Raw genomic sequence first — 13238 nt, 5'->3', positions numbered from 1 at the left:
TGATCTCTTAAGATCCTCAGGTCCTCCGGGCCGCGGATCAGCGCGTTCGCCCGATCCATTGAGTCAAACGGGAGTCCCGTCATGAGTGGCGTGTCTTCGGAGCCCTCGAGCGACAGACGCCGGATCGCGTTCGTCTTCCCCATCTTCAACGAGGAAGGCAACATCGACCTGCTCCACCGGACCGTGGACGAGGTCACCAGGCCGCTGGCCGACCGGTACGAACTCAGCTTCCTCTACGTCGACGACGGCAGCCGCGACAGCTCGCTCGTTCTGCTCACCGAGCTGTCCCGGCGCGACGAGCGGGTGACCGTGATCGAGCTCGCGCGCAACTTCGGCCACCAGATGGCCGTGACCGCGGGCCTCGACCTGGTCGACGCCGACGCGACGATCATCATGGACAGCGACCTGCAGGACCCGCCGCGCGTCGCGCTCGAGCTGATCGAGCGGTGGGAAGAGGGCTACGACGTCGTCTACGCGCAGCGCCGCTCGCGGCAGGACAGCGCGTTCAAGAGGTTCACCGCCGGCGCGTTCTACTGGTTCCTGCGCAAGATGGCGGCCGTCGACATCCCCAAGAACACCGGCGATTTCCGGCTGATCGACCGCAAGGTCGTGGACGAGCTGCGCAAGTACCGCGAGCGCGACCGCTTCCTGCGCGGCCTGGTCTCCTACATCGGGTTCCGCCAGACCGCGGTGCTGTTCGACCGCGACAAGCGCCACGCGGGCGTCACCGGCTACCCGCTGCGCAAGATGCTGCGCTTCGCCGCCGACGGCATCCTCGGCTTCTCCGTCACGCCGCTGCGCATGATCAGCCGTCTCGGCTACCTGATCTCCGCGCTCAGCTTCGTCGGCGTGCTCTACGTGATCGGCGTGAAGCTGTTCGCGCCGGCGACCGCGGTGCCCGGCTGGGCGTTCATCACGATCGCGATGTTCTTCCTCGGCGGCATCCAGATCATCATGCTCGGCGTGCTCGGCAGCTACATCGGCCGCACGTACTCGCAGGTGCAGAACCGGCCGCTGTACGGCGTCGCCTCGGTGCGGACGGGTCTCGCCTCCGACGCTCGCGTCACCTCGAACCCGACCGGGCGCGCTGTGGACCCCATGGACACAGTCGACACCGTCGATGCGGTCCAGGCGGAGAGCCGGGCCTGATGAAGCTCCTGACTCCGCAGCAGATCCGCTTCGGTGTGGTCGGCGTCGCCAACACGCTCGTCGACGCGGTGGGCTTCGCGCTGCTGTACTCCAGCGTCGGGCTGCCGCTGTTCGTCGCGAACCTGTGCTCGACGACCGCGGGCATGCTGCTGAGCTTCGTGCTCAACCGCAACTTCACCTTCCGCGCCAAGGAAGGCGACGTCCGCAAGCAGGTGCTGCTGTTCTTCGCCATCACCGCGTTCGGGCTGTGGGTGGTGCAGGCGGCGGTGATCTTCGCGGTCGGGTCGCTGCTGCCCCACGTCACGGTGCTCGTGCCGAAGTTCGCCGGCATCGCCGTGGGTCTGGTGTGGAACTACGTGCTCTACCAAAAGGTCGTCTTCCGGCAGCGGACCCCGGTCCCGGTTGCCGCCACCGAACAGCCGGGAGGCACGGTATGACCGCCACGGTGACCGCCGAGGAGCTCACCTCCGAGGACGAACCGAAGCAGCCCGTCGCGGTTTCGCGCGTGCCGCGCTGGCTCACGGGCGACTTCGCCCGCGTGCTGGCCGTGGTTCTCGCGTGGAACGTCGTGCTGATCGCGGTGGCGTGGCTGTTCGGCCCGTCGTCCCCGGTGAGCGAGGGCGTGCCGAAGACGGGCATCGGCTCGACCTGGAGCCTGCTCGCGCACACCTACCGCTGGGACGCCGGCAACTACGGCGACATCGCGCAGCACGCCTACACCAGCAGCTACGTGCCCCTGCGCGCGTTCTACCCGGTGTTCCCGATCTGCGTGTGGCTCGTACAGACGATCAGCTTCCACCTGATCGGGATCCTCGTCGCGGGCTTCCTGGTGAACGTGGTCGCGACATGGCTCGCCACCACGGCTCTGCTCAAGATCGCCCGCTTCTACTTCACCGGCGCCCGCGCCCAGTGGCTCGTGGTCGCCGCGTTCCTCACCGCGCCCACGGCGTTCTTCCTGCACTCGTTCTACAGCGAAGCGGTCTTCTGCGCGCTGGGCTTCTGGGCCTACCTGTTCGCTCTGCGGCGCCAGTGGCTGTGGATGGGCCTGTGCCTGATCCCGCTCACGGCCTCGCGGATCACCGCGGCGGTGTTCGTGGGCCTGTGCTTCCTGGAGTTCTGGCGCTCGAAGGACTGGAAGGTGCGCGGCCTGCTGAACTGGCGGCTGCTGTGGTTCCCCGCCGCGTTCCTCGGCCTCGGCGCGCACATGCTGTACATGAAGATCCAGACCGGCAGCGCCATGGCGAGCTTCAACGCGCTCAAGGGCGTGGCGACCTGGTCATACCACAAGTTCAACCCGAACATCTTCGCCACCGGCTGGACCGAGGCGAAGCTGACGGCTCACGCGCTGCTCGGCGACATCCCGATGGACGGGTGGACGCTGATGAGCCACGTGCTGCCCACCATCGGACTGGTGCTGCTGCTCGTGTCCTCTGTGTACATCTTCATCGCCTTGCGCGCCAAGGGAATCCCGCTCGCGCTGTTCGGCATCGCGTCGATCGTGATGCTGACGATCAACAACAACGTGGTGTCGGTGCACCGCTACCTGTTGCCGTGCCTGGTGATGTACGTGGCGCTGGTGCTGTTCGCCGAGCGCAGGCCGAAGCTGCGCGGCGTGGTCTACGGCGTGCTGTACGCGAACACGACGATCGGCGCGCTGATCTTCCTGCGCTTCGTGTCGGGGTACTGGGCCGGCTGAGCACGACGGGCGCCCCGGCACCGGCCTGGTGGCGGTGACCGGGTTGCCCGCACACACTGCGGCCCGGCACTCCCCTGCCTACACTCGGCCGGGTGCGAACCAAAGACCTCCGCTTCGGTCTCGCCATCTTCGGCGCTTCCCTCGCCCTGCTCCTGGTCCGCTTCCTCGTCCCCAGACCCATCGGCATGGCCGACAACGGCGACGGCTGGCGGCTGCTGTGCAAGCTCGGCGGCAAGCAGCTCGACCGCCCGGCGGAGGGCTTCGTCCGCTTCAGCTACGGCGCCGGGGTCCCCTGCACGAGCGACTACGTCTCGAGCCAGAACTGGCTCGACTGGCTGGCGAGCAAAGCCGGCCACCTCTTCGGCTCGAACGCCATCCTGAACCTGATGGTCCTCGGCATCGGCACCTGCGTGCTCGTCGCGGTCGCCATCACCGCCGCCGTGGCCGGGCTCGACCTGAAGCGCCGCGGCCAGGTCATCGCGGCGGTCCTGCTGTTGCTCGTCATGGGCGACTCCGCGTTCTTCGGCTACTTCGCCTCCACGCTCAGCGAGGGCGCGGCCTTCCTCGGCATGCTGCTGATCTGCGGCGGCCTCCTGCTGATGCACCGCGACCGAGGCCGGCGTTACGCCGGCGCCGTCATCACCGTCCTCGGTGGACTGATCGGTATCAACGCGAAATCGCAGACCCTGTTGCTCATCCCCCTTTTCGTGCTCGCCGTTCTGCTGGTGAAACCCAACGGCGCGCACGGCAAGGCCCGCTGGTCGCTGCTGCTCGCGGTGCTTGTGTTCGTGGGCGCCGGGACGCTCGCGGTGCAGTCGCACGGCGACCCGGCCAACGCGGAGTACCGCGAGGCCAACGTGTACAACGCGATCTTCGACTCCATTGTGGACGGCAAGCACGACACGAACGCCGACCTGGCGGCACTCGGACTTCCACAATCGTTCGCGAAGTACGTCGGCACCGGCTGGTGGACTCCGGGCGCGGCCAAGACCGACCCGCTCTACCCGCGGTACCGCGACAAGATCAGCCGCCGCAACGTGGTGCGGTACTACTCGACGCACCCCGAGCGCGTCGCGCAGATCCTGCAGCAGGGCGGCGTGAACACGCTCACCGCACGGCCGGACAACCTCGGCAGCTTCGGTGAACTCTCCGGCCAGCCGCGGCTGTCGAAGGAGTACCGCGTGCCGGTGTTCTCGGGACTCGCCACGCTGGCCGCGCCCGCGGGGCTGTTCGTGCTGGTTCCCCTGTGGCTGCTGATGATCTGGGCCGCCGCGCGCGCGTTCCGGAGGGGGCGGCGCGAGTACGGCCTCGTGGTGCTGATGCTGACGTTGTTCGCCGTCGGGCAGCTCGGGCTGTCCGCGCTGGGCGAAGGCGTGGAAGGCGTGAAGCACCAGTTGCTCACGTTGTTCCCGACCGTGCTGGCGCTCGCGTTCGCGATCCTCAGCCTGCTGCCGCGCGCCGAAGAGGCGCCGACGCCGCAGGGGGAACGCGAGGACGACGAGCCGCTGACCGAGGAGATCGCGGCCGTCGTCTGAGCCGGCGTCGCTCAGCCGGACTGGCTCAACCCGACTGGGCCGCGAGCCGCTCTTCACGGTCGGCCGTCGCCAGGGCGTCCAGGACGCCGTCGAGGTCGCCGTCGAGGACCTGGTCGAGGTTGTAGGCCTTGTAGTTCACCCGGTGGTCCGAGATGCGGTTCTCCGGGAAGTTGTACGTGCGCACGCGCTCGGAGCGGTCGACGGTGCGGACCTGCGAACGGCGGGCGTCCGAGGCCTTCGCGGCGGCCTCTTCCTCGGCGATGGCCTGCAGGCGCGCCTGCAGCACCTGCAGCGCGCGGGCGCGGTTCTGGATCTGGGACTTCTCGTTCTGGCACGAGACGACGATGCCGGTCGGCAGGTGCGTGATGCGCACGGCCGAGTCGGTGGTGTTCACGCTCTGGCCGCCGGGGCCGGAGGAGCGGAAGACGTCGATACGCAGGTCGTTCGGGTCGATCTCGACCTCGACCTCTTCGGGCTCGGGGTAGATCAGCACACCGGCGGCAGACGTGTGGATGCGGCCCTGCGACTCGGTCGCCGGCACGCGCTGCACGCGGTGCACGCCGCCCTCGAACTTCAGGCGCGACCAGACGCCGTCGACGTCGGCGGTCTTGCTCTTGATCGACAGCGTGACGTCCTTGAAGCCGCCGAGGTCGGACTCGGTCGAGTCGAGGACCTCGGCCTTCCAACCGTGGCGCTCGGCGTAGCGCAGGTACATGCGCACCAGGTCGCCCGCGAACAGGGCGGACTCCTCGCCGCCTTCGCCGGACTTGACCTCCATGACCACGTCGGAGCCGTCGTACGGGTCGCGCGGCAGCAGCAGCTCCGTGAGGCGGGACTCGAGGTCGGGGATCTTCGCGGCCAGCTCGTCGGCCTCTTCCGCGAACGTCGAGTCCTCGGCCGCCAGCTCCCTGGCCGCGGAGAGGTCGTCGCGCGTCTGGTCGAGCTCACGCACGGCGCGCACGACGGGGCTCAGCTCCGCGTAGCGGCGGCCCAGCTTGCGGGCCTTGGCCTGGTCGGCGTGCACGGCCGGGTCCGCCAGCTGCTCTTCCAGCTGGGCGTGCTCGGCGAGCAGCCCCTTGAGCGAAGTCGAATCCACTTCCGCGCCTTCTTCCGGGCCTAGTACCACCAACGACAGAATTTCACCGACGGACAGCAAACGGCGCCCACTCGCACGTGCGAGTGGGCGCCGTGGGCGAAGCTACTTGGCGTCGTTCTTCTGCCGCTTGCCGTAGCGCTTCTCGAAGCGCGCAACCCGGCCACCGGTGTCCATGATCTTCTGCTTGCCGGTGTAGAACGGGTGGCAGTTCGAGCAGATCTCGACGTGGATCGCGCCCGAGTCCTTGGTGCTGCGGGTGGTGAAGCTGTTCCCGCAGTTACAGGTGACCTGAGTCGTCACGTACTCAGGGTGAATGCCGCTCTTCATGGTGTCCTCTCTTGTTGGCCCCGGGTCCCCAGGATCGGGGTGAACCGGTGCCGGACTTCAGCGGGTCATTGTGCCAGACAGGCTGACGGTGAGTTCAACCAACCCTCCTGGCCTGGTATTCCTCGCCCCAGGAGCCGTCAGCCCCAGACGCCGTGAAGGGCACCGTGGGGGAATCGGATTCCCTCACAGTGCCCTTCACGGACGGTGAAACGGTGGAGCTCAGTCCTCGTCGTTCGCGCCGAGGGCCGTCTTCGAGACCTGCATGAGGAACTCGATGTTGGTCTTCGTCTTGCGCAGGCGCGAGATCAGCAGGTCGATGGCCTGCTGCGAGTCCAGCGCGTGGAGCACGCGGTGCAGCTTGTGCGTGACGGCGAGCTCGTCCGGCGAGAGCAGCAGCTCTTCCTTGCGGGTGCCGGACGGGTTGACGTCGACCGCCGGGAACACGCGGCGCTCGGAGATCTTGCGGTCGAGCTTGAGCTCGGCGTTGCCGGTGCCCTTGAACTCTTCGAAGATCACCGTGTCCATCGTGGAGCCCGTCTCCACCATCGCCGTGGCGAAGATGGTGAGCGAGCCGCCGTTCTCGATGTTGCGCGCGGCACCCAGGAAACGCTTCGGCGGGTACAGCGCCGTCGAGTCGACACCACCGGACAGGATCCGGCCCGACGCGGGCGCGGCCAGGTTGTAGGCGCGGCCGAGGCGGGTGATCGAGTCGAGCAGCACCACCACGTCGTGGCCCATCTCGACCAGGCGCTTGGCACGCTCGATCGAGAGCTCCGCGACCGAGGTGTGGTCGGCCGGCGGGCGGTCGAAGGTCGAGGCGATGACCTCGCCCTTCACGGACCGCTGCATGTCCGTGACCTCTTCCGGCCGCTCGTCGACCAGCACGACCATGAGGTGGCACTCAGGGTTGTTCGTGGTGATCGCGTTGGCGATGTCCTGCATGATCGTGGTCTTACCGGCCTTCGGCGGCGACACGATCAGGGCGCGCTGCCCCTTGCCGACCGGCATGATCAGGTCGATCACGCGGGTGGTGAGCTTGTGCGACTCGGTCTCGAGACGCAGGCGCTCGTTGGGGTAGAGCGGGGTCAGCTTGGTGAAGTCGGGGCGGCGCTTGGCCTCGTCCGGCTCCAGGCCGTTGATCGAGTCGACGCGCACCAGCGGGTTGAACTTCTGCCGCTGCTGCTCGCCGTCACGCGGCTGGCGGACGACACCGGTGATGGCGTCACCGCGGCGCAGGCCGTACTTGCGGACCAGCGAGAGCGACACGTACACGTCGTTCGGCCCGGCGAGGTAGCCGGACGTGCGCACGAACGCGTAGTTGTCGAGCACGTCCAGGATGCCGGCGACCGGCAGCAGGACGTCGTCCTCGCGGATCTCGGTGTCCGGCGAACCGCCTTCGACGCGACCGCCCCCGCTGCCCCGGCGACGGCGGTCGCGGAAGCGACGGCCGCGACGGCCGCCCTCTTCATCGTCCTCCGGGCCCTGCGAACGGTTGTCCTGCTGGCCGCGGTTGCCGCTGTCCTGCTGGTTGTTGCGCTGGCGGTTGTCGCGGCTGTCCCGGTTGTCCGAGCCGCCGCGGTTGTTGTCGCGGCCGCCCTGACGCTCGGCGCGGTCACCACGGTCGCCACGCTGCTCACGGTCGCCACGCTGCTCACGGTCACCACGCTGCTCACGGTCGCCACGCTGGCCACCGTCACGCTGCTGGCCACCGTCACGCGGCTCACGCTGCTCGCGCTGCTCACGCTGGCCGTCGGGCGCGCCCGCGGCACGGTTCGAGCCGCGGCGACGACGGCTGCGGCCGCCTTCCTCCTGCTGCCCGTCGGAGTTCTGCTGGCCGCCGTCGCGGTCCTGGCGCTCCTGCTGCGCGGGCTTCTCGGCCGGCGCCTCGGCTGCCGGAGCCGAACCGTTGGTCTCGGCCTTGGGAGCCGACGCCTCGGCGCTCGGGGTCTCCTCGCGCTTCTTCTCGGCCCGGGCCGGCTCTTCGGTCTTCGCGGCCTTCGAGGCCTTGGGAGCCGGAGTGTCGCCGACGCCGTCGAGCGGGAGAGTCTCCGCCGTGGCGGTGCGCTTCTTGGTCTTGCCCTGCCGCTCGCGGATCGCGGCGATCAGGTCACCCTTGCGCATCCCCGTGGTCTCGCCCACACCCAGTTCGCCCGCCAGCTGGCGGAGCTCGGCGATGACCATCCCCGACAGGCCCCCGGTGCGGCGCTTCGGAGCGGCCGCGGCCCCATTCGTCTCAGCGGCCGCGGCGGGGGTCTCCACGTCGCCGCTCAACAGATCGGTGTTGCTCACACATGTCCTTCCTGACCGATCCACGCCTCCAGGTGGATCAGCGGACTGCCGCCGATCGCGTCTGATCGCGAAACGGCATTTGCTTCCGATGCGGGCGAGTCGCGCCTAGCCGTGCGGAACACAGCGAGAGCGTCGCCAGCACAGGGATGTTTGCCTCCCCCAAACGGAGGAAACGGAATTCGGCACCGCCGAAACCGGAAACCCGCCTGCGTCCCTCCGCGTCCCGCTTGCCAGGCGGCGCAGAGCTGGCGGATCGACGAAGGATGCGGACCGGAGGCTCGCGAGGAGCGAACAGGACCGGCATCGGGTGCGGAAACGCACGGTGATCGAACGCCCCCGAGGGTAGACCGCCCTGTGGGCGGGTGCAACAACCACCCCCCGCGTGGCGCACGTTCCGCCCGCCACGTGACCGGGGCTTTACTGAGCCGCAACCTGAACACCCGTCAGGTCCACGCCCAGCTCGGCGACGTCGAACCCTTCAACGTCGCATTCCGGCGGCAATATTCCCGTCGTGGTGAGGGCGAGCACAGTGGGACCGGCGCCGGAGATCGTCGCCGCCACGCCGTGAGCACGGAGTGTGCGTACCAATTCGGAGCTCGCGGGGTACGCGCTGGCCCGGTACTCCTGGTGCAGCCGGTCTTCCGTGGCCGCCAGCAGCAGCTGGGGTCTGGTCGTCATGGCGAGCACCGAAAGCGCTGTGCGGCCCGCGCTGTGCGCCGCGTCGGCGTGCGGAACGTGCTGCGGCAGCAGGCCGCGCGTGGCGTCCGTGGACGACTTCAGCGCCGGGATCGCCACCACAGGACGGATCTTGGTGCTGGGCTCCACTCGTTCGGCGTGGAAGCGCCCGTTGTCGCACCACGCCACCACGAGCCCGCCGAGCAGGCTGGCGGCCGCGTTGTCCGCGTGGCCCTCGAACTCGGCCGCGAGCTGCAAAGCCTCGTCGTCGAGCGCGACGCCCGCCAGCGCGTAACCCAGCGCCACGCCGGACACCACGGCGGCGGCCGAGGAACCGAGCCCGCGTGCGTGCGGGATCTTGTTGAAGCAGCGCAGGTGCAGGCCCGGCGGGCGCACGTCGAAGTGCGCGCACGCGCGGCGGATCGCCCGCACCACGAGGTGCGTCTCGTCGGTGGGGACGTCGGCGACCCCGCCGGCGCCGGCGTCGACCACCTCGACCTTGAGGCCGTCTTCGATCACCTGCAGCTCGACGACATCGCGGCGCGCCAGGGCCAGGCCCAGCGCGTCGAACCCCGGGCCGAGGTTGGCCGTCGAACCCGGCACCACGGCCCGGAACGACGCGCCCGCCGACCGGCCCGAGGAGCTCGTCACCGCAGGTCCAGGGCCGCTGCGACCGCCGTGGGATCGACGGCGAGGGGCTCGACCTCGACGTTGCCCTCGAGCGCGGTCGCGGGGTCCTTGAGGCCGTGGCCGGTGACCGTGCACACGACCGTGCTGCCCTTCGGCAGCCGGCCGTCCGCGGCGGTGGCGAGCAGGCCGGCGACGCTGGTGGCCGACGCGGGCTCCACGAACACGCCCTCGCGTCCGGCCAGCAGGCGGTAGGCCTCGAGGATCTTCGCGTCGGTGATCGCCTCGAACAGGCCGTCGGACTCTTCCTTCGCCTTCACCGCGCTCGTCCACGAAGCCGGGCTGCCGATGCGGATCGCCGTCGCGATGGTGTCGGGGTCCGCGACCGGTTCACCCAGCACGAGCGGCGCGGCGCCGGCCGCCTGGAAGCCGAACATCCGCGGGGTGTTCTTCACCACACCGTCTTCGGCGTACTCCGAATACCCGGCCCAGTAGGCGGTGATGTTGCCCGCGTTGCCCACCGGCAGGCAGTGGATGTCGGGCGCCTGGCCGAGCGCGTCACAGACCTCGAACGCCGCGGTCTTCTGGCCCGCGATGCGCACCGGGTTCACGGAGTTCACCAGCGTCACGGGGTAGTCGGCCGAGGTCTTGCGCGCGAGCTCGAGGCAGTCGTCGAAGTTGCCGTCGACCTGCAGGATGCGCGCGCCGTGCAGCACGGCCTGGGCGAGCTTGCCCATCGCGATCTTGCCCTGCGGCACGAGCACCGCGCAGGTGAGCCCGGCGCGCGCCGCGTAGGCGGCCGCCGAGGCCGACGTGTTGCCCGTCGACGCGCAGATCACGGCCTTGAGCCCGCTCGCCAGCGCGTGGGTGATGGCCACGGTCATGCCGCGGTCCTTGAACGAGCCGGTGGGGTTCGCGCCCTCCACCTTGAGGTACACCGTGCAGCCCGTGAGCTCCGACAGGTGCGCGGCGGGCAGCAGCGGGGTGTTGCCCTCGCCGAGCGTCACCACCTGCGCGCCGTCCGGCACGGGGACGCGATCGCGGTACGCCTCGATGATTCCCGGCCAGGCAGTCAATCCGGCTGCATTCACTGGTCTTCACCCTCCACCCGCATCACGCTGACGACTTGGTGCACCACATCGAGTTTCGCGATCTCGTCCACAGTGGACTGCAGCGCCGCGTCGGGCGCCAGGTGGGTGACCACCACGAGGCTCGCCGTGTCGTTGGCGTCGCGCTGGCGCACGGCCGCGATGCTCACGCCGTGGCCCGCGAACGCCTGCGCCACCTGCGCGAGCACGCCCGCGCGGTCGGCGACGTCGAGGCTCACGTGGTAGCGCGTGGGCGTCTGGCCCATCGGCCGCATGGGCAGCGCGGCGTGCGCCGACTCGCGCGGGCCGCGGCCGCCGATCACGCGGTTGCGGGCCACGGCGACGAGGTCGCCCAGCACCGCGCTCGCCGTGGGGGCCCCGCCGGCGCCCTGGCCGTAGAACATCAGCTCGCCCGCCGCGTCGGCTTCCACGTAGACGGCGTTGAACGCGCCGCTGACCCCCGCGAGCTGGTGGCTGCGCGGGATCATCACCGGGTGCACGCGCGCCGACACGGACTCGGCGCCGTCGTCGGCCGTCACGCGCTCGCAGATCGCCAGCAGCTTCACCGTGCGGCCCAGCACGCGCGCGGCGACCAGGTCGGCCGCGGTGACGTCGGCGATGCCCTCGCGGTGCACGTCCTTCGCCGTCACGCGCGTGTGGAACGCGAGCGAGGCGAGGATCGCGGCCTTGGACGCGGCGTCGTAACCGTCGACGTCGGCCGTCGGGTCGGCCTCGGCGTACCCGAGGCGGCCGGCCTCGTCGAGCGTCTCGGCGTAGCCCGCGCCCGTGGTGTCCATGGCGGAGAGGATGTAGTTGGTGGTGCCGTTGACGATGCCCATCACGCGCGTGATGCGGTCGCCGGCCAGCGATTCGCGCAGCGGGCGCAGCAGCGGGATGGCGCCGGCCACGGCGGCCTCGAAGTACAGATCGACACCCGCGGCGTCGGAGGCCTCGAACAGGTCCGCCGAGTGCTCGGCGAGCAGCGCCTTGTTGGCCGTGACCACGGCCTTGCCGGCGCCCAGCGCCGAGAGCAGCCAGCCGCGGACCGGCTCGATGCCGCCGACCAGCTCCACGACCACGTCGACGTCTTCGCGGACGACGAGCGCGGCCGCGTCGTCGGTCACCAGCTCCTGCGGCAGCTCGGGGTGCTTGTCGGGGCGGCGCACGGCGATACCCGCCAGCTCCACCGCGGCCCCGGCGCGCGCCGCCAGTTCGTCCGCCTGCTCGGTGAGCAGCCGGACGACCTCGCTGCCGACGGTGCCGCAGCCGAGGAGGGCGACCCTGATCGCTCGTCCGTCCGATGGAGACACTGTGGACACTTCTCAAACCTCCAGGCGCAGCATGTCGTCCGTCGTCTCCCGCCGCAGCAGCACGCGGGCGCTGCCGTTGCGCACGGCCACCACCGCCGGGCGCGGCTGCCGGTTGTACCCACTCGCCATCGAGTAGCAGTAGGCACCGGTCGCCGCGACGGCCAGCAGGTCGCCGGGAGCAAGAGTGTCGGGTAGCCAGCAGTCTCGGACGACGATGTCGCCGGATTCACAGTGTTTTCCCACGACTCGGGACAGAGTGGCGAGCACGGGCTCGTCACCTTCGCTCGCGGAGCGGGAAACCACCCGGCAGTCGTACACGGCATCGTAGAGCGCCGTGCGGATGTTGTCGCTCATGCCGCCGTCGACGCTCACGTAGCGGCGGGTGCTGTTGTCACCCAGCGCGACGTCCTTGATGGTGCCGACCTCGTACAGCGTGATGGTGCCCGGGCCGGCGATCGCGCGGCCCGGCTCCCCCGCGATGCGCGGCACCGGCAGGTCGGCGTACGCGCACTCCTTGCGCACGATCTCGCGGATCTGCGTGATCATCTGCGCGGGCGGCGGCGGGTTGTCCTTCTCGGTGTAGGCGATGCCGAAGCCACCGCCGAGGTCCACGAGGTCGAGCTGGTCGAGCAGCTCACGGCCGTGCTCCTTGGCCAGGTCGCCCAGCAGCCCGACGACGCGGCGCGCGGCGACCTCGAAGCCGTCGGCGTCGAAGATCTGCGAGCCGATGTGGCTGTGCAGGCCCACGAGCTTGAGCGACGGCGCGTTGAGCACCCGGCGCACGGCCTCGGCCGCGTCGCCGGAAGCCAGCGAGAAGCCGAACTTCTGGTCCTCGTGGGCGGTGGCGATGAACTCGTGCGTGTGGGCCTCGACGCCGACCGTCACGCGCACGAGCACCGCCTGCACGACCTCGCGGCGCGCGGCGATCTCGGCGAGGCGGGCGATCTCGTAGTACGAGTCGACCACCACGGTGCCGACGCCGGCCTCGACCGCCGCGTCGAGCTCCGCGATCGACTTGTTGTTGCCGTGGAAGGTGATCCGCTCGGCCGGGAAGTTCGCGCGCTGCGCCACGGCGAGCTCGCCGCCGCTGCACACGTCGAGGCTCAGGCCCTGCTCGGCCACCCAGCGGGCGATCTCGATGGACAGGAACGCCTTCGACGCGTAGTGCACCAGCGCCGGGTCGTCGAACGCCTCGGCGTAGTCGGCGCATCGGGACTTGAAGTCGGCCTCGTCGACCACGAACAGCGGCGTGCCGTAGGTCTCGGCGAGGTCGCGCACGTCCATGCCGGCGATGCGCACGATGCCGTCGCCGGCGCGATAAGTGTTGCGCGGCCACACTTTCGCGGGCAGCTTGTCGAGTTCCTCTGCGCTCGCGGGCGGGAACCCGGAGGCGTCGGCATGGGGGTAGACGTCGGCGTGGCGGGGGCCCGCGGGGTGCGCCATTTC

General features: G+C 70.0%; 11 protein-coding genes. 4 read left to right on the top strand and 7 right to left on the bottom strand.

Annotated features, from left to right (window positions below; translation table 11 throughout):
- Positions 1-90: 90 nt before the first annotated feature.
- The 4 genes from AB0H62_RS32570 to AB0H62_RS32555 all read left to right on the top strand — a co-directional run bounded on the left by AB0H62_RS32570 (position 91) and on the right by AB0H62_RS32555 (position 4380).
- Complete coding sequence (locus tag AB0H62_RS32570; protein ID WP_220243824.1) at positions 91-1149, top strand: glycosyltransferase family 2 protein; 1059 nt, start codon at positions 91-93, stop codon at positions 1147-1149.
- On the top strand, positions 1149-1586 hold the full coding sequence (locus tag AB0H62_RS32565; protein ID WP_220243825.1) for a GtrA family protein: 438 nt from the start codon (positions 1149-1151) through the stop codon (positions 1584-1586). Before AB0H62_RS32570 ends, AB0H62_RS32565 begins: the two co-directional genes overlap by 1 nt.
- On the top strand, positions 1583-2845 hold the full coding sequence (locus AB0H62_RS32560; RefSeq protein ID WP_360590360.1) for a hypothetical protein: 1263 nt from the start codon (positions 1583-1585) through the stop codon (positions 2843-2845). Before AB0H62_RS32565 ends, AB0H62_RS32560 begins: the two co-directional genes overlap by 4 nt.
- Positions 2846-2937: 92 nt before the next feature.
- Positions 2938-4380 carry a hypothetical protein gene (locus tag AB0H62_RS32555; RefSeq protein ID WP_360590358.1) on the top strand — a complete coding sequence of 481 codons (1443 nt, stop codon included), beginning with the start codon at positions 2938-2940 and terminating at the stop codon, positions 4378-4380.
- A 25-nt stretch (positions 4381-4405) separates the two neighbouring features.
- Here the strand turns inward: AB0H62_RS32555 and prfA are convergent, their stop codons facing one another.
- The 7 genes from prfA to lysA all read right to left on the bottom strand — a co-directional run bounded on the left by prfA (position 4406) and on the right by lysA (position 13235).
- Complete coding sequence (prfA, locus tag AB0H62_RS32550) at positions 4406-5476, bottom strand: peptide chain release factor 1 (RefSeq protein ID WP_220243828.1); 1071 nt, start codon at positions 5474-5476, stop codon at positions 4406-4408.
- 102 nt (positions 5477-5578) lie between these two features.
- Positions 5579-5803 carry a 50S ribosomal protein L31 gene (rpmE, locus tag AB0H62_RS32545; RefSeq protein ID WP_220243829.1) on the bottom strand — a complete coding sequence of 75 codons (225 nt, stop codon included), beginning with the start codon at positions 5801-5803 and terminating at the stop codon, positions 5579-5581.
- Between the two features lie 219 nt (positions 5804-6022).
- The gene (gene rho / locus AB0H62_RS32540; RefSeq protein WP_360590355.1) at positions 6023-8092 is read right to left on the bottom strand and encodes a transcription termination factor Rho; all 2070 of its coding nucleotides are present in this window, start codon (positions 8090-8092) and stop codon (positions 6023-6025) included.
- Positions 8093-8509: 417 nt separating this feature from the next.
- Positions 8510-9418 carry a homoserine kinase gene (gene thrB / locus AB0H62_RS32535; protein ID WP_360590353.1) on the bottom strand — a complete coding sequence of 303 codons (909 nt, stop codon included), beginning with the start codon at positions 9416-9418 and terminating at the stop codon, positions 8510-8512.
- A complete protein-coding gene (gene thrC, locus AB0H62_RS32530; RefSeq protein WP_220243831.1) occupies positions 9415-10470 on the bottom strand; it encodes a threonine synthase in 1056 nt (351 codons plus the stop codon). Before thrC ends, thrB begins: the two co-directional genes overlap by 4 nt.
- Positions 10471-10481: 11 nt before the next feature.
- A complete protein-coding gene (locus AB0H62_RS32525) occupies positions 10482-11792 on the bottom strand; it encodes a homoserine dehydrogenase (RefSeq protein WP_360590628.1) in 1311 nt (436 codons plus the stop codon).
- 12 nt (positions 11793-11804) lie between these two features.
- The gene (gene lysA, locus AB0H62_RS32520; protein WP_220243832.1) at positions 11805-13235 is read right to left on the bottom strand and encodes a diaminopimelate decarboxylase; all 1431 of its coding nucleotides are present in this window, start codon (positions 13233-13235) and stop codon (positions 11805-11807) included.
- Positions 13236-13238: the final 3 nt, after the last annotated feature.

This window comes from Amycolatopsis sp. NPDC050768, from assembly GCF_040654155.1.
Lineage (GTDB): Bacteria > Actinomycetota > Actinomycetes > Mycobacteriales > Pseudonocardiaceae > Amycolatopsis.
The sequence above is the reverse complement of the archived record's forward strand: the minus strand, read 5'-3'. Positions and strand labels throughout refer to the sequence as shown.

Bases quoted from the DNA above. Each gene is read 5' to 3' on its own strand.
- AB0H62_RS32565 (WP_220243825.1), top strand. From the start codon at position 1,149: ATGAAGCTCCTGACTCCGCAGCAGATCCGCTTCGGTGTGGTCGGCGTC.
- AB0H62_RS32560 (WP_360590360.1), top strand. From the start codon at position 1,583: ATGACCGCCACGGTGACCGCCGAGGAGCTCACCTCCGAGGACGAACCG.
- lysA (WP_220243832.1), bottom strand. From the start codon at position 13,235: ATGGCGCACCCCGCGGGCCCCCGCCACGCCGACGTCTACCCCCATGCC.
- rpmE (WP_220243829.1), bottom strand. From the start codon at position 5,803: ATGAAGAGCGGCATTCACCCTGAGTACGTGACGACTCAGGTCACCTGT.